Origin of the sequence: Acinetobacter bohemicus ANC 3994 (assembly GCF_000367925.1) — a bacterium.
GTDB lineage: Bacteria > Pseudomonadota > Gammaproteobacteria > Pseudomonadales > Moraxellaceae > Acinetobacter > Acinetobacter bohemicus.
The window spans coordinates 380,473-402,090 of the sequence record NZ_KB849164.1; the positions used below are offsets into that span (position 1 = coordinate 380,473).

The following is a 21,618-nucleotide window of genomic DNA, read 5'->3' on the forward strand; positions in this document are numbered from 1 at the left end:
AGTCATTCAAGATGTTTTTAGAATTTACTAAAATGCATGGCCTAGGCAATGACTTTATGGTGGTTGATCTGATCAGCCAGCGTGCTTACCTAGATACCATGACCATTCAGCGTTTAGCCGACCGTCATTTCGGCATTGGCTTTGACCAACTGCTGATTGTTGAACCACCCGATTTACCCAATGTCGATTTTAAATATCGTATTTTTAATGCAGATGGTTCTGAAGTTGAACAGTGCGGCAATGGCGTTCGCTGTTTTACACGCTTTGTGCATGAGCGTAAATTGACCACTAAAACCAAAATTAAAGTACAAACCAAAGCGGGTATTGTTGAACCTGAACTGGGTCAAAATGGCTGGGTTCGCGTCAATATGGGCTATCCAAAATTCTTACCGAACCAAATTCCATTCCTTGCGGATGAGCCTGAAAACCTATATAGCTTAGCTTTAGCCAATGATGAAAGTATTATCATTGATGTGGTAAACATGGGTAATCCGCATGCCGTGACCATCGTTCCTGATGTGTTAACTGCTGATGTTGCAGGCATGGGACCACAAGTGGAATCACATGAACGTTTCCCGCAACGCGTCAATGCAGGTTTTATGCAAATTATGGATGAAACACATGCGCGCTTACGTGTATTTGAACGTGGTGTGGGTGAAACTTTAGCCTGTGGTACGGGGGCTTGCGCCGCTGCAATTTCTGGGATGCGCCGTGGTTTACTTGCCAATGCTGTGGAAATTGAATTGGCTGGTGGCAAGCTACAAATTGAATGGCGTGAAGGCGATGTGGTTTGGATGACGGGTCCAACCGCAAATGTCTATGAAGGTCGTATCGATTTGAGTTATTACCAAGCATAAGAATGTATGGTTTGATTAAAAAGCACTGTCATCATGATGGTGCTTTTTATTATAAATAGACTATGCTGTAGCTCTACGCTCATTTTTTTCAAAGGCTGAGGCTGAATGAAACATCTTGTTTTTTTATCTGGCGCTTCTGGAAATACTGCATTTTGGGATCCGTTAATTGCTCAGTTACCTGCAGAATATACCAAGCAAGTGATTGCTTATCCTGAATTTGATCATGCACCTGTGCATCCTGATGTGTACGATTTTGCAAGCCTCGGCAATTATGTATTAGCACAGATTCAGCAAGAATGTATTATTATTGCTCAGTCTATGGGCGGCATTTTTGCCGTGCAAGCGGCATTGAAAAAGTCTAAATTAGTTCAAGGCTTGGTGCTCATTGCAACTTCGGGCGGTATTGATTTAAGTTCTTTTAATGTTCAGGACTGGCGTAGTGCTTATCAAGCCTCTTTTTTGAATCATCCCAATTGGTTTGTTACTGCGCAAGCCGATTATTTGGTTCAGCTTCCAGAAATACAAGCGCCAGTTTTGCTACTTTGGGGAGATAGTGATCCAATTAGTCCTGTCGAGGTGGGACAATATCTCAATCAGCAATTCAAAAATGCATCGCTGCATATTATTCATGGTGGCGATCATTTTTTTGCTGAACAGTATGCATCGGAAACAGCTCAGTTGGTTTCTGAATATTTAAAGCGCCTTGCAGCGATAAGTTTGGAAGAGTTAAATGTCATTTGAAACTGACTCTGCAACCTTGCTGGTGATGTGGCTCAAAGAAAGAGAAATTCAAAATCAATCTAAACATACACTGCAAGCGTACGAGCGTGATGTTTCCGATTTTTTAAATTTTTGTGCTGTTAAAAAGCTTAGTTTAATGAATGTGGAATCTACAGATTTACGTGAGTTTTTAGCGCAAAAAGTAGAACAGCAACAACTCAGCTCCAGTAGTTTACAACGCTTATTATCTTCAATTCGGCAGTTTATGAAATGGGCAGAGCAGGGGCAGTATTTAGCTTTTAATCCAGCCGATGATTTTCAGTTAAAACGCCAGCCCAGACCTTTGCCGGGTATGGTCGATATTGAAACGATTAACCAAATTTTAGATCAGCTTAAACCTGAAAGTGAAGTACAGCAGCAAATGTGGCTGCGTGATAAAGCGATTTTAGAATTGTTGTATTCCAGTGGTTTACGCTTGGCAGAAGTACAAGGCTTGCGTATTAAAGATATTGATTTTAATCGACTTCTTTTACGTATTATCGGTAAAGGCAATAAAACACGTATTGTACCGTTTGGTTCAAAAGCCAAAGATGCAGTCATGCAATGGTTACAAGTTTATCCGCTTTGGAATGGTGATTTTGTTCCTGAAGCCAATGTATTTATTACTCAAAAAGGTAATCCGCTCGGTGCACGGCAAATTGAAAATCGGGTGAAATTTCAAGCGCAACGGGCAGGGGTAAATATTGATTTGCATCCACATCTATTACGGCACTGTTTTGCCAGTCATATGTTGTCGAATAGTGGTGATTTGCGTGCGGTGCAGGAAATGTTAGGGCATAGTAATTTAACCACCACACAAATTTATACCCATGTCGATTTTGAGCAATTGGCGAAAGTGTATGATCAGGCACATCCACGAGCACAAAAGTCTTAAGCTTATCCAAGAATATTTGGGGATTAGCTTTTAATTTTCTTCAGGATATTTCAGCCGTATTTTTTGAAAATACTGTTGCAAAGTGGCGATGTTGGCTTGTGGATCTATCAAGGCGATATAGGTATCAGGACGAATGAAATAAACCGCATTTTCGAGTAAACCGACCTTTTTGCAGTTTGCATCCCAAACACATTCGGATAAAGGCAAATGGTGCTGATGGCACCATGTTTGCAGCTCTGGCTGTGCTGTGCCATAGATATGAATTTGCCAAAGCATCTGTTTAAGCGACTCAAAATTGTTGCTTCGCGCTTGTTGAATCCAAGGCAAACGATCGCCGGCATGAATTTTACCACTTTTGCCTTGGCTGAGTGGGCTTTGCCGATAATGGATGCCAAGCTGTGAAATGATACGGAAAATAAAGTGACTCAGTGGCGCATTGTTATAAATTTTAGGCAATAGGTAGGGCGCAATTTGGGTTCTAATTTTAGCGGCTAAAGCACCTTCAGCGGTGATAATGCTAAAAATTCGATCGGTGCTTTTGACCAGTTTTTCGGCAAACGCTCGCCGTTCAATTTGATAGCTCTCTAACAGTTGTTCCGAGGCTTGATTTTTGATGACTGCGGCTAATTTCCAAGCCAGATTGATGGCATCACCAATGCCTGTATTCATTCCTTGAGCACCTGCTGGACTATGCAAATGTGCAGCATCACCCACCAGAAAAACATTACCGATGCGATAGTCTGAAACAATACGGTGATGTACTCGATAGGTCGAAAACCAATTGACCTTTTGGATGGTCAGACCTAGGTCTTGAATGGCGGTATGTGCGACATCATCAAAACTTAAGTTTTGCCCAGATTGAATACGATCCTCACGAATTAGCCCAATTAGGCGTGCTTGCCCGAGTTGCCCATAAGAAAACAATAAAACAAAATCTTCTCGATCTAAAGAAACATGCACACCACCATCGACGGATGCTCCTTGTACGTTGACATCCGCAACATAGAAAAGTTTTGAATATGTCCCACCAGAGAATTTCAGTCCTAATAGATGTCGTATTGGCGACTTTCCACCATCACAGGCAGCCAGAAAACGGGCAGAATAGTGTTCTACACCCTGTGGAGTACGAATTTCTGCACAAACATGCTCTGCATGGTGGGTGAAACTAAGCAGTTCGCTGGAGCGTTCCACATGCACGCCAAATTTTTCTAAATGTCGCATCAGCAGTCGTTCATGTTGATCTTGTGGATAGATCAAAATAAAAGGATAGGGTGTGAGTGTTTTACCTTGTTCGATCAATTTTAAAACACCGCGCTTTTTTCCCAACGCCCATAAGTTGAGTTGTACATTCGGATAACCGGCTTGGATGACTTCCTCTGCCAAATCCAGCTGTTGATATAATTCGAGCGTGCGTGCATGAATCCCCAGCGCCCGTGAACTCTGACTGGGTTCTGTATTTTTATCAATAATTCGGACAGCAATGCCTTGTTTACTGAGCCAAAGTGCAAGGACTAAACCCGTCGGCCCTGCACCAACAATCAGAACATTATTTTTCATATGATTTCCTAGAAATGACTTCTGAAAAGTGACTATTGAAAATAATTCTTGAAAGTGAGTAGGTGAAAGTTGTTCAATATTTGCTGTGAAAGGGCGCTTTATTTGGTTGTTAGATTTTTGAAGGATTTTTTAGCATAATCCTTTCACATGGGCAGATTTGCAGCAAAATTGTAGGTTTTTTTATTTTTTGTCGCCGTTAAAATAAACTTCAGGGCTGTGAACTGTTATAAAACATCTAGCTTAGTTTGTATGTTTTTTATTGCGATTCATAAAATTGGAACAATACCTGCATATTCTTTAGCATGAAAATAGAGAATATGCCTGAGCTTCAGTTTAGTAAAAAAGTCGGTCCATTATAGGATGGTCGTATTTTATTTTTGTAGAATAAAAATAATATAGTGAATTGAAAATGATGAATGCGTAGATGGAGGGTCACTGAAATGAAAAATATTGAACAAAAATATGCACAATTAACCGAAGCACAAAAAGAAATTTTTGCCGGTTATGGTTTAAGACAGGTCAAACATTTTGTGGAAATTAGTTTGCCGAATATCGAACCCGCTTTACCGGAAAATACGCATGTGCAAGGCATTAATGCCGAAGGTAAGGTTCAAGCGGTTAATTCTGAGACTAAAGAAACTTATCTTTGGATTTCAGACCTACAATGGCAAGAACGTCCGATTACGATGGTTAATGTTGATTTAAAAGAAGACTTTTTGGAAATCTGGAAAATATTTAATCTTCAAGCGTATGAGCTGATTGATTTAAGTCATATTCATCGTGATTTTTTAGAAAACCAGCTGGTTTAAATTGAGCTGCATTTATTTGATAAAGCACATGTTCTTGTAGTGGGCTACCTTGATCTAATGCAGGATGATTAAAATAATATTGAAATTGCATTCCTAGACGTTGCATTACGGCTTGGGATTTACTGTTTTGTTGTGTGGTGAATGCGACGACTGCATTTAAATGAAGTGAATTAAAAGCAAAATCTAAGCAAGCAATCGCGGCTTCGGTTGCAAAACCCTTGCCCCAAAATTTTTGCTCAAGTCGCCAGCCAATTTCGATACAGGGTGAAAATGTAAATTGATCGGGTTGCCGATGTAAACCAATGAAACCGATAAACTCACCCGTTTGTTTTAATTCTACTGCCCAGAACCCCCAACCTTGAATGTCGATTAAGGTTTGAAACTTTTGTGCTAAGGCATCACTTTGTAGTTGCGTTAAGCCATGTGGAAAATAGCGCATTACTTCTGGATTGGAATTTAGCGCATAAAACGGCTTGAGATCGGAATCTTTCCATGACCTCAAAATTAAACGCGCTGTCTCAAGCTGTCGATTCAAAATACTGTCCTAAAGATCATCCAGTGGAAGCTGAAAACTTTGTTTAATAATTTGACTGGGTAAATCCGTTTTCACACTGGTAATGCCATTTTTCTTGGTTAAATGTGCAGACTGAAATTTACGATAGCTTTCTAAATCTGGAACCACCACTTTCAGCATGGCATCAGATTCACCTAAAATAATATAACACTCCATCACTTGAGGCAGTTCTTTCATTGCCTCGATAAAGCAATCAATCGTTTCAGCATCCTGCCCAACCAGCCAAATACGTGAAAATAAAATCAGTTGTAAACCAATTTTTTGCGGATCGACAATGGTGGTATAGCTTTGAATAACACCTGATTCTTCCAGTAATTTTACTCGTCGTAAACAAGAGGACGCTGATAGTCCAATTTCACGAGCCAAATCATTATTTTGCATACGGCCATTGATTTGTAATTCACGAATGATATTTTTATCTATACGATCAAGTTTTATTGAAATAGATTTAGATAATGGTTTCATAAATTAGAATATAATTCGAAAAATAATTTTAATTATAGAATATTTTGAAACCCTATTTCGTACTATTTATTCGATACTTATTTCCACTTTCAAAATATAGAAAGGGAAGAAGGAAATGTCTGTATTTTTACTTTTTGCGCTAACGGTAATTCCGCTTATTTTTACCCCAGGACCAGATATGTTGTTTATCTTGTCACAAGTGATGGGTAAAGATGCAAAAGCTGGCATGATGGCAACTGTTGGGGTCTGTTTGGGGTATTTAGTCCATTCTGTTTTGGTGGCTTTAGGTATTGCTGCGATTATCGTGTCTTTTCCCATTTTGTTTGAAACCATTCGCTGGTTGGGGATCGCTTACCTTTTATTTTTAGCTTTTAGTTTAATTAAATCGGTTTTTAACACGCAGAAACTAGCGATTGAAAAGAAAAATACAGCCAACCCGATTCAAAAAGGCTTCTTTACTGCTTTATTAAATCCAAAAGGCATGTTGATTTACTTTGCAATTTTACCGCAATTTATCGACAAAACAGGCAATACCGTCAGTCAGGGCTTAATCCTTTCTTTTATCTTTATTGGCTTATGTTTTGTGGTGTACTGTAGTTTGAGTGTGATTTTTGCCAAAATTAGCCAAAATACACAGATTGATGAACGTAAACAAAAATGGATTGATGGTGGTTCAGGCGGCTTATTAATGCTTGCTGCAACTTGGCTTATTATTCAATAACCGAACTAAAAAAGCATGTCTAAATGGCATGCTTTTTATATGCAGCACTTTATGCCGTGTTAGATTTACAAATTAAACGTCATTTGTTACCTGTTTAACTTAAAGAAGTGACCCGTTTTACGATAAATACAGCAAAGTAATGCGATCAATCTGTCTTAAATGACAGGACATAACTTATACATTTGTGCAAGAAGGGTAAGTGACTTAAACCCAAAAACAATCCCAAACACGTATTAAATCAGAACCTTTGATGAGCTTAATCAAATAAAAAAATAATAAAAATCAATGCTTAAAAAATAACTAAATAATGAGAGAATTCATTTGAATAAAAACATTTGAAAAAAACATGAACGCCTAGTTCAAGGAATTTTACGCATTTTTACGGCTGTTTCGATAATTGTGACTTGACCGAAATGCCATACACATTGCAAGATAGGGCACCTAAAAATTTTAACTGAAGAGTTATTATAACTTTTCTCAATATTTACTTTTGCTAAAACAGCCGAGGATTACATGAAGGCTCTTGTTGCTGTAAAACGTGTGGTTGATGCCAACGTTAAAGTTCGCGTTAAACCGGACAATAGTGGGGTAGACCTTACTAACGTTAAGATGTCGATCAACCCATTCTGTGAAATCGCAGTGGAAGAAGCAGTTCGTTTAAAAGAAAAAGGAACAGTTTCGGAAATCGTTGTGGTTTCTATCGGTCCTAAAGAAGCTCAGGAACAAATCCGTTCTTCTATGGCACTGGGTGCTGACCGCGGTATCTTAGTAGAAACGACTGATGAGATTGGTGCACTTGAAGTGGCTAAAATCTTAAAAGGCATTGTAGAACAAGAAAAACCAGAACTGATCCTTCTTGGTAAGCAAGCGATTGATGATGACTCTAATCAAGTCGGTCAGATGTTGGGTGCTTTACTTGGCGCTGGTCAAGGTACATTTGCTTCTGTAGTGAATGTTACTGGCGACAAAGTTCAAGTAACACGTGAAGTAGACGGTGGTTTACAAACTGTTGAATTGAATCTTCCTGCAATTATCACCACTGACTTACGTTTGAATGAGCCACGTTATGCGGCGCTTCCAAACATCATGAAAGCGCGTAAAAAACCGCTTGATGTTAAGTCTCCTGCGGATTATGGCGTTTCAGCTACAACTAAACTTAAAACAGTTAAAGTTGAGCCACCAGCAGAGCGTAAAGCTGGCGTACAAGTGAAATCTGTTGATGAGCTTGTTGAAAAACTTAAAAACGAAGCGAAAGTGATCTAATACAGAAGGATAAAATCATGAGTATTTTAGTTATCGCTGAGCACGACAATAAGACACTTAACGGTGCAACTTTAAACGTTGTTGCTGCAGCTCAAAAAATCGGTGGTGATATCACTGTATTGGTTGCGGGTTCTGGCGCTCAGGCTGTTGCTGACCAAGCGGCTCAAGTTGCGGGTGTAAGCAAAGTACTACTTGCTGACAACGCGGCTTATGCACACCAATTGGCTGAAAACGTAGCTGCTTTAGTTGCTGAGTTAGGCAAAGGTTATTCACATATCCTTGCGACTTCTACAACCACAGGTAAAAACGTACTTCCACGCGCGGCTGCACTTTTAGACGTAAGCATGATCTCTGACATCATTGCTGTTGAAAGCCCTAAAACTTTCAAACGTCCAATCTATGCAGGTAATGCAATTGCAACTGTAGAATCTTCTGAAGCTATCGTTGTTGCAACTGTACGTGGTACTGCATTTGATCCTGTCGCTACAACAGGCGGTTCTGCTGCTGTTGAAGCTGTTGCTAATGTTCAAGATGCTGGCATCTCTAAGTTCATTTCTGAAGAGATTGTGAAGTCTGAACGTCCTGAATTAACAGCTGCGCGTATTGTTGTTTCTGGTGGTCGTGGTGTGGGTTCAGGTGAAAACTATCACACTGTACTTGATCCATTGGCGGACAAACTGGGTGCGGCTCAAGGTGCATCACGTGCTGCGGTTGACGCTGGCTTCGTTCCTAACGACATGCAAGTCGGTCAAACGGGTAAAATCGTTGCGCCTGACCTGTATATCGCTGTGGGTATTTCTGGTGCGATTCAGCATTTAGCTGGTATGAAAGATTCTAAAGTGATCGTTGCGATCAATAAAGATGAAGAAGCGCCAATTAATGCAGTAGCAGATTACTGGTTAGTGGGTGACTTGAACACTGTAGTTCCAGAATTGGTTTCTAAAATCTAATTTCTGAACTTGTGTTTAAATAAAAAACGCTCCGAAAGGAGCGTTTTTTTGTGTTAAAAAATAACAACAAATAAACGGAGGATTGTAGATGAATTATCGTTTTAAAACCTATTTTCTAATGTTAGCTCATTATAATCAGTGGGCAAACCAAAAGTTATTTTCTATTTTAACCACGCTAACAGAAGAACAATTAAATCAAGATTGCGGAGCCTATTTCAAATCCCTTATGCAAACGGCAAATCATCTACTGGTAGGTGATTTACTTTGGTTTGAACGTATTAAGGGCGGAGTGGCCTCCAATTACGCCTTAGATGAGATCCTTTACCCTCAGATCAGTGCGTTGACCCCTGCGAGGTTTGAGCATGATCAGCGTTTAATTGGCTTTCTTAATGAATATGATGATGCTGCATTCAACAGGCTTATCACCTATATTCGTCGTGGTCAGACTTATACTGAACCGTTAATCGAGATATTAGCGCATCTATTTAATCATCAAACTCATCATCGAGGACAGATGCATAGCATGGTTTTTCAACTTACCGGTAAATCACTCGAGTTGGATTTAATTTTTTTCCAAAGAGAAAATGCCCATTTCTATAAATGATGGTTTTTAATTTACGCTGACTTTTTCTATTAGAAATAGCGTTATTTTAGATTAAAAAATAAGCGTTTATTCTGTTCGTCAAAAAGTAGAAAATTAGATTTTTAACTTATTAATTCTAATAAAGTTTTTATTGTAAAAAAATGCTATTTTTCAGATTACGAAACTCCCTGTTAGTGAGCCTTTTATGCTATAATTTACGGCTGTATTTAGACTTTAGCTCAGCTTATTTTGGGTTAATTTTTGCAAGATTGATTATATAAAACGAGCGGTTCAATACTGTACTGTTTGTAATAAGGAGTATGCATGAGCGTATCGGAAATTAGACCGATTGCCATTGAGGATGAACTTAAAAGCTCATATCTCGATTATGCCATGAGTGTTATTGTATCTCGTGCATTACCAGACGTGAGAGATGGTTTAAAGCCTGTTCATCGTCGTGTGCTGTTCGCTATGCACGAATTGGGCAATGACTACAACAAAGCTTATAAAAAATCTGCGCGTGTAGTCGGTGACGTGATCGGTAAATATCACCCACATGGTGATTCTGCTGTTTATGAAACCATTGTACGTATGGCTCAAGATTTTAGCTTGCGTTATCAATTGGTCGATGGTCAAGGTAACTTTGGTTCTGTCGATGGCGATAGTGCTGCGGCAATGCGTTATACCGAAGTGCGTATGCGTAAATTGACCCATGAAATGTTGGCTGATTTAGAAAAAGATACAGTCGAATGGGAAGATAACTACGACGGTTCTGAGCGTATACCGCAAGTCATGCCGACCCGTATTCCAAATTTATTGATCAATGGTGTCACTGGTATTGCTGTTGGTATGGCGACCAATATGGCGCCGCACAACATGACCGAAGTGGTCAATGCTTGCTTGGCTTATGCAGATAACCCGAACATTAGCATTGAAGGGTTAATGCAGCATATCTCAGGGCCTGACTTCCCTACAGGCGGTATCATTTACGGTAAATCAGGTATTGTAGATGCCTACCGTACAGGTAAAGGCCGTTTGCATATTCGTGGTAAGTATCACTTCGAAGAAGATCCGAAGAATGGTCGTATCACCATTGTCTTTACTGAAATTCCTTATCAAGTCAATAAAGCAAGAACCATTGAACGTATTGCTGAATTGGTGAAAGAGAAAAAACTTGAAGGGATCTCAGAGCTGCGTGATGAGTCTGATAAAGACGGCATGCGTATTGCAATTGACTTGAAGCGTGGCGAAAACGCTGAAGTGATTGTGAATAACCTGTTCCAAAATACTCAGCTTGAAAATTCGTTCAGCATCAACATGGTTTGCCTAGACAATGGTCAGCCGAAGTTGATGAATTTAAAAGATATCATTGCTGCATTTATTCGTCATCGTCAAGAAGTCGTGACCCGTCGTACCATGTTTGAGTTACGCAAAGCGCGTGAACGTGGTCATATCTTGGAAGGCTTAACCGTTGCTTTAGCCAATATTGATGCGATTATTGAAACCATTAAAACCTCTGCCAATCCAGCTGAAGCGCGTGAGCGTTTACAAGTCGGCGAGTGGGCTGCGGGTGGCGTGGTTGCATTGCTGGAAAAAGCAGGTTCAGTTTCTGTACGTCCAGAGATTATTGATGGTGAAGACCTGTCTAAACCGTATGGTTTTGATGGTGGCATTTACCGTCTTTCACCTGCGCAAGTGGGTGCAATTTTAGAATTACGTTTACACCGTTTAACGGGTCTTGAACAAGACAAGTTACATGCGGAATATTCTGAAATTTTGGGTCAAATTGCTGAACTCACTGCCATTTTAAATGACTTTAATTTATTGATGGCTGTGATTCGTGAAGAACTCGCATTGATTTTGCAACAATATGGCGATGCACGTAAAACCGCGATTGTTGAATCACGAATTGATTTCTCACGTGAAGATTTAATTCCTGAAGAACAAATGGTGCTTACCGTTTCTAAAACAGGTTATGCGAAAACTCAGCCATTGTCTGACTACGCTGCACAGCGTCGTGGCGGTCGTGGTAAGTCTGCAACTTCAATGAAAGAAGATGATTACATTCAACATCTGATTGTGACATCGAACCATGCGACGGTTCTATGCTTTACCAATGTGGGTAAAGTGTATCGTTTGAAAGTTTATGAAGTGCCACAAGCATCACGCGGTGCAAAAGGTCGCCCAATGGTGAACCTGTTGCCACTAGATGCCAATGAGACCATTACAGCGATTCTTCCTGTGATTGATGCACCGAAGAAATTTAAAGATCGTTTGGTTGCGTTCCAAGCATTTGTCAAAGCCAATAAAGCTAAACTTCAAGAAAATGAAGTGATTAATGGTCATTTTGTTGAACTTGAAGCGGCTTTAGCTGAACTTGAAGATGGTGCAGATGACTTGTCTGATGCATTACGTGTTCAATTGAAACAGTTAGGTGTGGAACTTTCTACAACTGATCTGGATGATGACATCATTGCTGATTTTGCGCAGCAAGCTGAAAGCGTCCGTAAAAACTTCTATGTCTTTATGGCGACTGAGTTCGGTACGATTAAACGCGTTGAACTTGAACAGTTTAGTAATGTTCGTTCAAATGGTTTACGTGCGATTGAGTTAAATGAAGAAGATACCTTAATTGGTGTGGCGATTACCGACGGCGAACAGCAAATTATGTTGTTCTCCAATGAAGGTAAAGCGATTCGTTTTGCTGAAACTGATGTGCGTTCAATGGGTCGTTCTGCCAAAGGTGTACGCGGTATGCGTGTCACGATTGGTGCAGCACAAGTTGAAGATGCAGAAGATACCGATGTAGAGTCTGATGATGAAGATGGTTCGGATTCAGTTCTAGTCAGCCGTATTGTATCGTTGGTCGTAGTACCTGAAACAGGTGAAGTACTGTGTGCTTCTGCACATGGTTACGGTAAACGTACTCCAGTCGGCGACTTCCCAACCAAAAAACGTGGTGGTAAGGGTGTGATTGCACTTAAGACTTCAGAACGTAATGGCGAGCTTGTTGGTGCAGTTGCGATTGATGCATCTAAAGAGTTGATGCTGATTTCTGATGGCGGTACTTTAGTGCGTACTCGTGCTTCTGAAGTTGCACAAACCGGTCGTAATGCGCAAGGTGTTCGCTTGATCCGTTTAGGTCAAGAAGAAGTACTTGTGGGCGTTGTTGCTGTCGAAGCTGTTGAAGAAGAAGAGTTTGTAGAAGCTGTTGAAGGTGAAGAAGTCGTGACTTCTGGAGCTTTGATTGATTCTGAAATTTTGATTGACGACGAAATGATTGCTGATGAAACTGGCAATGAATCAGATTTAAATGAGTCTGAAGAAGAGTAAGTTTTGACGGTGATAAAAAGGACGCTTAGGCGTCCTTTTTTATGCTCTAGATAAAAAATGAATTAGAGTATTTTATGATTCATTATGCATTTAATACCCGTTTAAAATTATCATCATTACTACAATGTGCTAAACAATCTTTAAGAATTCCAACTGCACGATAAATGTGTTCAGGTTTATCTAAAAATACTTGTCCATTTGCTTGTACTTCAAGTCCCGCACGAAATAATTCAAGTTTTCGTTGATCATCAATTGGAACTGCAAACTGAATCGTTGGACGTTTACGATTTACATCGTATCTAAATAACCAACGATTATTTTTGTTTTGAAAAAGAATAGAATAATAACTTTCAGTATCTCTAGCTGTTAATTCTGCGTCAGGGAATAATTCACTAACAATACGGTAAAGATCCTGTTCATCTTTCGTCGTCACAATTTTTTCATTGTCTGGGTGAATAATATCAACAGGTTGATGGTCTATTATTGGTTGTTCAATTTTAGTTGGTTGAGGTTCTATAGGTTGTGCAGTAATAATCGTAGGTGAAGATAGTCCTTTAACCACAGTATCGCTAATAGCTTGTTCAACTGCTTGTTTTACAAAGGGCTGTATCGTTTCTAGAAATTTCGTGTTTAATTGACGTTGAATATTGGCCTGTTGTGCAACATAACGAACAAAATCTAAATCAACTTCATTAATACTTTTCTTTATTACTGTTTTAAACTGCTGGATATATTGATTTTCTTCAGCAAAAAAACGTAATTTTTCGACATGAAAATTATCGTGTTTAAATTCGGCTAACTGTACCAGTTCTTCAGCTTTATGTTTCATAAAGTCTACAGTAAGAAATGGTTTTTCATCCATTACATTGGTATTGATTAAATCGGTAAAGAAACGCCATTCTTTACCATTGGTAATTGCTCCGATTGTAACGCCAAGACTGCTATTAAAATAACGGGATAATTGTGGGGCATGGTTGGTCAGATTTGCATTATAAGGTTTGGCTTCAATGAACATAACAGGTTGCCCATTGCAATATAAAGCATAATCAACTCTTTCTGTGGCTTTGACTCCGGGAAAGTCAGCAGCAAATTCTGCTAATACTTTTGTTGGGTCATAAGGGTTAAAACCTAGAATGTCTAAGAGCGGTAAAATTAAAGCTTGTTTTGTTGTTTCCTCAGTGGAGCAGTGTTCCCCAACACGTTTAACGTGTTCAATATGGCTTTGAAGTTTATTGATAAAATTATTCATATATTTCCTATTCTGAGTTGTTGTTGATTATGATTTGATCAGTATTCACTTATTTTCTTTATTTTTCAATTATTAAAATGATAAGTTGGGTTGTTTGAAAAATCTACTTATTTTAACCCTCAGTAAAAATTTTACTAAGTTCAGCGCGTAAAAAAAGGAAGCCGAAGCTTCCTTTTTTAATTTCATGAATTACGCAGCATCCTGCATTTTAATCTCATGATTTTTTTGCATTACAATTGCATAATTCTTTTGTTTTTCAGTATCGAATTGACCTTCCCATTTACTAATTACAAGAACAGCCAAAGAGTTACCAATGACATTCAATGCAGTACGTGCCATATCTAAAATACGGTCAATACCTGCAATAAATGCAAGACCTTCAAGCGGAATACCCACACTACCCAATGTTGCTAACAACACCACAAAAGACACGCCCGGAACACCAGCAATACCTTTAGAGGTAATCATTAAAGTTAACACTAAAATAATCTGTTGAGTCAGGCTTAAATCAATACCATAAAGCTGAGCAATAAAAATAGCTGCAATACTTTGATAAAGCGTAGAACCATCTAGGTTAAATGAATAACCAATTGGAATCACAAAACTGGTAATGGATTTTGGTGCGCCATAGGCTTCCATTTTTTCCATAATACGAGGTAAAACAGTTTCCGAACTCGCAGTTGAATACGCCAGAATCAGTTCATCTTTTAGAATTTTAATAATTGCCCAAATGCTGAAACCACAGAATTTAGCAACTGCACCCAAAATAATAAAGGTGAAGAAGAAAATAGCGCCATACACTAAAAGCGCCAACTTCACTAATGGAAGTAAAGAGCTAAAGCCAAAGTTTGCAACTGTTGCCGCAATCAGACCAAATACACCGAAAGGTGCAAAAAGCATGATCATATGCGTCACTTTGAACATGGTTTCAGAAACGGCCTGTAATACATTAATTAAAGGCTGTTTGGTTTCTTTAGCTAACGATCCTAAACCAACACCAAAGATCACTGAGAAGAAGATGATCGGCAACATGTGCCCATCAGTCAGTGCTCCAAAAATATTAGAAGGAATTAAAGATAAAATGGTATTAACCAGACCGTGAGCATGGCTACTCACTTCCTGTGTTGTTGCTTGGTATTTAGAGATATCGGTTTGCGTTAAACTCGACATATCAATGCCAGCACCCGGCTGGAATACATTAGCAGCAACAAGACCCACAATAATGGCAACGGTGGTAATAACTTCAAAATAAACAATGGTTTTGAAGCCAAGTTTACCTAAATTTTGACCGTGACTTGTATTCGCAATACCTAAAATCAGCATTGAAACGACAAGTGGAATAACGATCATCTTAATCAAATTAATAAAAATGGCACCCAATGGGCTAAGTACATTATTAATTAAAACTTCACGATATTCGGGAGAGTAGTGTAAAAAAGAGCCTACAAGCACACCTAAGATGAGTGCAATTACGATTTGCCATGCAAGGCTAATCTTAATTTTCTTCATGTTAATCCCTTAAAATCAGATATTTAGTGAAAAAAAGCTGTAATAACGCTGTCGATATCATCACGACATGTTAATGGGAGCGCGGGAGCGAATAATAAATATATTCTGGGAGTTCGGAAAAAGGGCTATTCTGCATTGATAAATGCCTACAATCTAACTTTTTCTATCGAATACTTGTTCGATTGATCAATTTTTTTACAGTTTTAGCTGAATATACGATCTGTCTGTTAAGTTTTATTTATTAATATTATGATGTGCCTTATCAAAGCATGATTTTTTATTGTTTTGCGTCAATCGAAAATACCCCAAAACCAATAATATAGCCCCAACAGTTGCCAAATAAATCATTTTTGGAATGATCAGATTCGTAGGTACACCCATCTGATTTAGTTGAATAAACATTTGAATGCCTTGGGTAGACGGCAGTGCGTTGCCTAGGTATTGCATCCATTTGGGCATGGCTGCATGTGGCCATGCTGTGCCTGACAGTAAAAATAGCGGAATGGAAGTAAATACAATGACGTGTCCTGCGCGTTCTGGCAGATCAAAAAATGAAGCAATCACCATCGTCAGTCCAATCACGCAACTGATAAAGATCGGCACTGCCAAAAGCATGCCCCAAAAATTGCCACCATGTGGATAATCATAAAGCCAGAAGGTAAAACCAAATAAATAAAAACAGCCTAAGCAGCCAATGGTTAAAAGGGCACAGAATAATCCGAAAAATTCCGTTTTTTTAGGCTGCCAATTGGATTGCCTATAACCTGCAATCAGCATACTTAAACCTAAAACAATGGTTTGATGAATAATTAACGGGGCAATTGCAGGAAAAACATAACTGCCATAACCAGATAGCGTATTAAATAAAGGGACTTGATGGATCGAAAGTGCAGGGCTGAAATGTGAAATATGGCCAAATTTTTCGGCCTGTTCAGCAATCGCTTGTTCAATCGAGCTGGCTATACCTAAGCCAATTTGTTTGGTTTTGAGAAAGTAAGCAGCACTTAAATATAAACCAATACCACCGACTTCACCACGATGAACGCTATTGGATAAATTATCGGGCAACAATAAAATCCCGTCAGCTTGCAGGGTTTTGACCATCATTTGCGCTTCAGCAAAGTTTCCTGTGACGGCTTTAATTTTTACATTTGGGCTTTTTGAAACTTCAGTAATAATGGTGGACGTCAGTAGGCTGTGTTCTTCATCCACAATCACAATAGGCAAAGACTCTGCATGTTGGGCTTTATAGGCTGTGGGGTAGAAAAAGCTATATAAAAATACTGATAAAACCAAAGTGGTAAAGATTGAGCTATTACGGCCAATATCTTTAAAGCTTTTGAAGTAAAAATGAAGGAATTCTTTCATGCTATTTTTCATGAGTGAACTCCTTTTAAATATTTTTTCAGGAACAAATACGCTGTCGCAAAATAAAACAAACAATACGCTGCCAAAATTGCCAGTGGTAAGAGTGAAGTTGAAACAGGGCTGCCGATCACCCATTGTTCAGTTTGCAATTTTGCATATGGGGTATAAGGAATAATATTGGCCCAAAATTGGGTAAACAGTGGGGCATTGTTTAAAGGTAAAGTGACTCCCGCAAAACTTAACGATGAGCCACCATAAACGGCAATAAAACCGAAGGATTTGGCTAAATCACGGGTTGCTAAAACGACAGTGCTACTAATTAAGGCATAAGCACTGTAAAAGAAAAATTGACCAAGTAGAATCATCCATAACTGACCTGCGACAAACCAACCCCGAATTTCAATAAGCCAGAACATCCAAGCCCATGTCCATACAGTAAAAATCACAACATAGACTAAAACTTTAGACAATAAGGCACTGAAAATACTGTGCTGATTTAACCATTGCCCCGTGGTGTTAAATTTCAGCTCTTGTCCCACTGCAAAGGCCACGCAACAACACAATAATAAATGCAGAATTGCAGGAATCATGAAGGGTTCTAAGTAAAACTCATAACTTAAACTGGGATTGTATAGCGGCGATATTTTCACATTCGGGGTTGGAATATCCAAATAAGGAAGACTATTGGCTAAATAGTTTTGCCGAGTGAAATCAATAGTCGCTTCTAGGGTGCTGAGTAACATCGCCGATGAAATCGCATTGCCCACACTAAAATAACTTTGGTTAAAAGCAATGCTGATTTCGGCATCTTGAGCTTGAACCAACCGTTGTTCCGCACCCGCAGGAATAGAAATATAGCCCCAAATTTTAGTTTGATTCAGCAGCTTTTCCACTTCATCTGGGCTTTGTGAAATTAGTGCAATTTCTAAAGTTGAATTATGACTGACATATTTTTCAATATTTCGACTTAGTTCGCTTTGGTCTTGGTCAATAATGGCAATAGGCAAATGCTCAGGTTTGCCCTGATAAAACATGCTGCTGAACAACACAATAATGAGTAAAGGGGTAAGTGTGACTAAACACAAGTCCCATTTATGTGTCAGTAAATAGCGCAGTTCGCGCAGCATGCCCGACCACATTATTGCGGCTCTTTGATTTTAAACAGCACGCTCATACCGACTTTTAAATCTGTAATTGGCTGCACAGGGGCCAAATGAATTTTAAAGCTACGAATATCGTAACCGCCAGTTTGGCGCGTGGTTTTAATAGTGGCAAATTCACCTTCAGCATCAATCGTTTTAATTTTAAAAGTTGCCGTTTGGTTCAGCGCAGGAATAAAACCATCCATGCTTTTGGCTTTATAAATTTGTGCATATAGGTCTTCACGTACATTTACGCTGACCCATAAATCATCATCCTGAATAATGCTGACCACAGGCACACCCATAGCTACCAGTTCAGAGACTTTGCCGTAGGTTTTGGAGACTGTACCGTCGATAGGCGAGCGCAGTTTGGTTTCAGCTGCTAAAGCATTGGCTTCAGCGACAGCGGCCTGAGCAATTTGAACTTGCGCATCGGCGGAAGATAGTTGTTGTGGTGTGCTGCCACGTTTGGCACGTGCATATTGTTGGTACGCAGCTTCAGTGAGTTGACTTGCAGATAAGGCCGCGGCCTGCATTTCATCGCGTCGTTGGCGGGAAATCACCCCTTCTTTAAATAAGTTTGCACCACGTTGATAGGTGGTTTTAGCCAATGCTTCCTGTGCTTTTAAACTTTGCCAATTGGCATATAAGCTATCGATATTTTCTTGTTGCGAGCCTCGTTCAGCCGTCGATTGCAGTGCCAAAGCCGATTGTAAAGCGGCTAAGGCTTGCTGTTTTTTTGCATCTACTTCAGGGCTAAATAAACGAACCAATTCCTGATCTTTGCTGACCTTTTGTCCATCATGTACATAAATTTCTTCAATACGACTGGGAACTTTGGTACTGACATGAATGGTGTCGGCTTCAACTCGCCCTTGTAATTCAATTTCTTTGGGTTGGTAGCTTTTCCATAGACCAAATGCAATGAAGCCTAAAAGTAAAATAAGCACCATTAAACCGATTGCTTTTATGGAGGCTGATTTTTTTGGTTCGCTGTTTGTATCTACTGCTGCTTGGGTTTGAGTATCCTGCTGATTTGGTGCTTCCGGTTCTGCATCTGTTTGTTGTTCAACAGGTATTTCTTGCGTGTCTTGAGTTGATGTCGCTGTAGAGTTTCCTTGCGATGAGGTGTTTTCTACATCTTGATCAGGCTTGCTTTGATCTTGAGTCATTTTGTTCCCCATCAAAAATTAACGAAGGTAGTAAGTTTGAGTTTGATTGACATAGCTTTGAAATTGGTCAATAGAGCCATGACTTTGCAATAAAGTTGCCAGTGACATGACATATTTATAGGCATTCAGTGCCATTTCACTTTTTAAACCAGTCAGAGTATTTTGTGCATCAATCACTTGTGTGGCTGTGCCCATATCTTCTTTAAAAGACAGGGTTTGAATACGCAAATTTTCTTGCGCTGCTTGCATATTTTGTTGTAAAAGTTGATGACTTTGTTGTGCCGTCGTCACTTCGCTATAGGACGTGTAAATAATATTTTCAATTTCCTGTTTAGTGCGTTCTGTCAGTAATTCAGAGGCATAGCGTTGTAATTCCGCGGCCTGAATATTTTTGTTTTTATCGACTCCTGAAAATAAATTATAGCGAGCGACCACACCGACAATCCAGTTTTGTTTATCATCTAGACTGTATTCACCAAAGGCAAAAAGATTAGGTTTTTTTGCCGCACTTTGCACTTTTACATTGGCATTGGCCAGTTGTGTATCCATCTGCATTTTACGAATGAGGGAAGATTGATCTTGATAGGTTTTGAGTAAACCATTTAAAGATTGGCTTTGCGCAGAATTGACAAATAATGGGGTGCTCAGCTCAGTAATTTGGCTGCTTTGTAAAAGATTATTCAGTTGAAATAAGCTCGATTTGAGATTGGCTTCAGTATTTTGCTCCAGACGTTGCGCATTATTTTTTGCTACTTCAAATTGCATGCGTTGGCCTTTGCTAATAAAGCCCTGATTTTCCAGTTTGAGTGCATTGCTATAGTGCGTTTGCATGGCATTCAAATTGGAATGGCTTGAATTCAATAATTGCTTTTGCAGTTGCACATTAAAATAGGCTTGAATCAGTTCAAAACGTTGTACATCTTGTTGTTGTTTACTGCTCAGTTGACTACGTTCGGCTTTAATATTCGCCACTTCTTTGGCACTCGAGGTTAAACCACCAGTATAAAGCGGCATCAGTATCGACACCGTTGGACGAACGACTTGATCTTCTAAAATTACATTTGCAGAATCGGGAAATAAACCGACACCACTATGAATGGTTTGATTGATGCCTTCTTTTAACGGGTCCGAAATATTAGGCGGCAGGTTTTGTTGATTGATGCGGTCATTAATGCCCTGAGAAAGTGTTTGTTCCAAATTGTTTTTAAATGAATCTAGAGGAATATCCACTTCATTATGAAAAGCATAAGCCCTGACATTTAAATCGACACGCGGTAGACCTAAACCTTTGACGGCTTCTGCTTCTAATTTGGCAGCTTGTTGTAAGGCTTGATTGGCTTGGGTGCTATATGAATCCGCTAAGACAGATTTTTCAGCTTGTGCATAGCTGATGCTTTGAGCAAGACTGATTGAACTTACAAATATGGAAGATGAAAAAATTAAAATTTGTACAAGCGGCTTTTTAATCAAGATATCTCGTTTAAAACCTGAAAAGGGCGGTGAACGCTGTAACATCGAATAGACTCTCCACATCGTAATTTTAATTATAAAGCATCATTTCATGATGTGTTTTGATATCGGTGACTGTCTTGTACGAGATGAGCCAAGCGTGAAAAACATAAATTTATCGATTATATTGTAGTTAATCTCATACATTTAAATAAATATAAGATGGATTTACAAGTTAAACAGCCGAATAAATTTCCAGATGAATGTACGCTCAATCAAGCCATCGATCTTTTTTATCAGAAGAATGGTTTTGGGCCAATTGTTGGCGATCGTGAGCCTTTAACCGTAGGCGTGTATACCGGTTGTTTAATTGTCCCTATGCCAAACATCGGTGTACGCCATAAGTATTTAAAATATCATGATATTCATCATATTTTAACAGGTTATACCGTGGGGCGTATTGGCGAAGGGGAAGTCAGTGCATGGGAGCTTGGAACGGGGTCAATGTTTAGCCATCCCATATTGGGCATTATGAATTTGATTGCACTGTCTACCGGATTTTTTTTAGCGCCTAGACGTATGGTGCATGCGTATAAGTTGGGTTTGAAAAGTTCAAACAACTATGACTTAAAAACCCGAGTATGGTTAGATTCAAAGGCTGATGAGGTCACCATACGAGAGTTAACACAGTTTAAACTGGCACATAAACCCCAAATTTTTTTGTATTGGCTGCGTTGGATTGAATTTTCTGGGTATTTAACTTTAGCAATTTTAATTCATGCAATTGTGGTTATTCCTGCCTTAATTTTACGCATCGTGAGTTATTTACTCGCTGGTGAGCCATTCATTGACATTATTAAACCTGTCAAACGGTCAGATCTTTATTGAAAATTTGACTTCAAATGTCCGACAGCATTGAAATATTTTCAGGATAATTTACTGCAAGCACAGGTTATATGTGGT

Annotated in this window: 19 protein-coding genes; 10 read left to right on the plus strand and 9 right to left on the minus strand. The window is 39.2% G+C overall.

Annotation, left to right across the window (positions count from 1 at the left end; genetic code table 11):
- Positions 1 to 11 precede the first annotated feature (11 nt).
- The 3 genes from dapF to xerA all read left to right on the plus strand — a co-directional run bounded on the left by dapF (position 12) and on the right by xerA (position 2,511).
- The gene (dapF, locus tag F994_RS01730; protein ID WP_004648291.1) at positions 12 to 857 is read left to right on the plus strand and encodes a diaminopimelate epimerase; all 846 of its coding nucleotides are present in this window, start codon (positions 12 to 14) and stop codon (positions 855 to 857) included.
- 105 nt (positions 858 to 962) lie between these two features.
- Positions 963 to 1,598, plus strand: a complete 636-nt coding sequence (locus F994_RS01735; protein ID WP_004648292.1) for an alpha/beta fold hydrolase — start codon at positions 963 to 965, stop codon at positions 1,596 to 1,598.
- Positions 1,588 to 2,511: a site-specific tyrosine recombinase/integron integrase gene (xerA, locus tag F994_RS01740; RefSeq protein WP_004648293.1), complete on the plus strand. Its 924-nt coding sequence runs from the start codon at positions 1,588 to 1,590 to the stop codon at positions 2,509 to 2,511. The genes F994_RS01735 and xerA overlap by 11 nt, the downstream gene beginning before the upstream one ends.
- A gap of 30 nt (positions 2,512 to 2,541) precedes the next feature.
- Here xerA and F994_RS01745 read toward each other — a convergent pair whose 3' ends face one another.
- The gene (locus F994_RS01745; RefSeq protein ID WP_004648294.1) at positions 2,542 to 4,068 is read right to left on the minus strand and encodes an FAD-dependent oxidoreductase; all 1,527 of its coding nucleotides are present in this window, start codon (positions 4,066 to 4,068) and stop codon (positions 2,542 to 2,544) included.
- A gap of 440 nt (positions 4,069 to 4,508) precedes the next feature.
- On the opposite strand from F994_RS01745, the gene F994_RS01750 reads away from it, so the two are divergent.
- Positions 4,509 to 4,877, plus strand: coding sequence for a hypothetical protein (locus F994_RS01750; protein WP_004648295.1), 369 nt, complete (start codon positions 4,509 to 4,511; stop codon positions 4,875 to 4,877).
- Here F994_RS01750 and F994_RS01755 read toward each other — a convergent pair.
- Positions 4,804 to 5,412: a GNAT family N-acetyltransferase gene (locus tag F994_RS01755; protein WP_004648296.1), complete on the minus strand. Its 609-nt coding sequence runs from the start codon at positions 5,410 to 5,412 to the stop codon at positions 4,804 to 4,806. The two genes, F994_RS01750 and F994_RS01755, sit on opposite strands and share 74 nt — an antisense overlap.
- A 9-nt stretch (positions 5,413 to 5,421) precedes the next feature.
- Positions 5,422 to 5,916: an Lrp/AsnC family transcriptional regulator gene (locus tag F994_RS01760; RefSeq protein ID WP_004648297.1), complete on the minus strand. Its 495-nt coding sequence runs from the start codon at positions 5,914 to 5,916 to the stop codon at positions 5,422 to 5,424.
- Between the two features lie 115 nt (positions 5,917 to 6,031).
- Between F994_RS01760 and F994_RS01765 the strand changes: the two genes are divergently transcribed.
- The 5 genes from F994_RS01765 (at position 6,032) to gyrA (ending at position 12,766) form a co-directional block, all read left to right on the plus strand.
- A complete protein-coding gene (locus F994_RS01765; protein ID WP_004648299.1) occupies positions 6,032 to 6,637 on the plus strand; it encodes a LysE family translocator in 606 nt (201 codons plus the stop codon).
- A gap of 513 nt (positions 6,638 to 7,150) precedes the next feature.
- On the plus strand, positions 7,151 to 7,900 hold the full coding sequence (locus F994_RS01770; RefSeq protein WP_004648300.1) for an electron transfer flavoprotein subunit beta/FixA family protein: 750 nt from the start codon (positions 7,151 to 7,153) through the stop codon (positions 7,898 to 7,900).
- A 17-nt stretch (positions 7,901 to 7,917) separates the two neighbouring features.
- A complete protein-coding gene (locus tag F994_RS01775; protein ID WP_004648301.1) occupies positions 7,918 to 8,850 on the plus strand; it encodes an FAD-binding protein in 933 nt (310 codons plus the stop codon).
- Positions 8,851 to 8,938: 88 nt separating this feature from the next.
- On the plus strand, positions 8,939 to 9,454 hold the full coding sequence (locus tag F994_RS01780; RefSeq protein WP_004648302.1) for a DinB family protein: 516 nt from the start codon (positions 8,939 to 8,941) through the stop codon (positions 9,452 to 9,454).
- Between the two features lie 303 nt (positions 9,455 to 9,757).
- Positions 9,758 to 12,766, plus strand: coding sequence for a DNA gyrase subunit A (gene gyrA, locus F994_RS01785; protein ID WP_004648303.1), 3,009 nt, complete (start codon positions 9,758 to 9,760; stop codon positions 12,764 to 12,766).
- 82 nt (positions 12,767 to 12,848) lie between these two features.
- Here the strand turns inward: gyrA and F994_RS01790 are convergent, their stop codons facing one another.
- From F994_RS01790 to F994_RS01815, 6 genes are all read right to left on the minus strand, one after another.
- The gene (locus F994_RS01790; protein ID WP_004648304.1) at positions 12,849 to 14,015 is read right to left on the minus strand and encodes a type I restriction endonuclease; all 1,167 of its coding nucleotides are present in this window, start codon (positions 14,013 to 14,015) and stop codon (positions 12,849 to 12,851) included.
- Between the two features lie 189 nt (positions 14,016 to 14,204).
- A complete protein-coding gene (gene gltP, locus F994_RS01795) occupies positions 14,205 to 15,524 on the minus strand; it encodes a glutamate/aspartate:proton symporter GltP (protein WP_004648305.1) in 1,320 nt (439 codons plus the stop codon).
- A gap of 234 nt (positions 15,525 to 15,758) precedes the next feature.
- A complete protein-coding gene (locus F994_RS01800; protein ID WP_051061090.1) occupies positions 15,759 to 16,892 on the minus strand; it encodes an ABC transporter permease in 1,134 nt (377 codons plus the stop codon).
- Positions 16,893 to 16,900: 8 nt separating this feature from the next.
- Positions 16,901 to 18,031: an ABC transporter permease gene (locus F994_RS01805; RefSeq protein WP_004648308.1), complete on the minus strand. Its 1,131-nt coding sequence runs from the start codon at positions 18,029 to 18,031 to the stop codon at positions 16,901 to 16,903.
- A complete protein-coding gene (locus tag F994_RS01810; RefSeq protein WP_004648309.1) occupies positions 18,031 to 19,206 on the minus strand; it encodes an HlyD family secretion protein in 1,176 nt (391 codons plus the stop codon). The genes F994_RS01805 and F994_RS01810 overlap by 1 nt, the downstream gene beginning before the upstream one ends.
- Positions 19,207 to 19,224: 18 nt before the next feature.
- The gene (locus tag F994_RS01815) at positions 19,225 to 20,721 is read right to left on the minus strand and encodes a TolC family protein (protein ID WP_004648310.1); all 1,497 of its coding nucleotides are present in this window, start codon (positions 20,719 to 20,721) and stop codon (positions 19,225 to 19,227) included.
- Positions 20,722 to 20,877: 156 nt separating this feature from the next.
- On the opposite strand from F994_RS01815, the gene F994_RS01820 reads away from it, so the two are divergent.
- Positions 20,878 to 21,543 carry a hypothetical protein gene (locus F994_RS01820; protein WP_004648311.1) on the plus strand — a complete coding sequence of 222 codons (666 nt, stop codon included), beginning with the start codon at positions 20,878 to 20,880 and terminating at the stop codon, positions 21,541 to 21,543.
- The last annotated feature ends 75 nt before the right edge of the window (positions 21,544 to 21,618 follow it).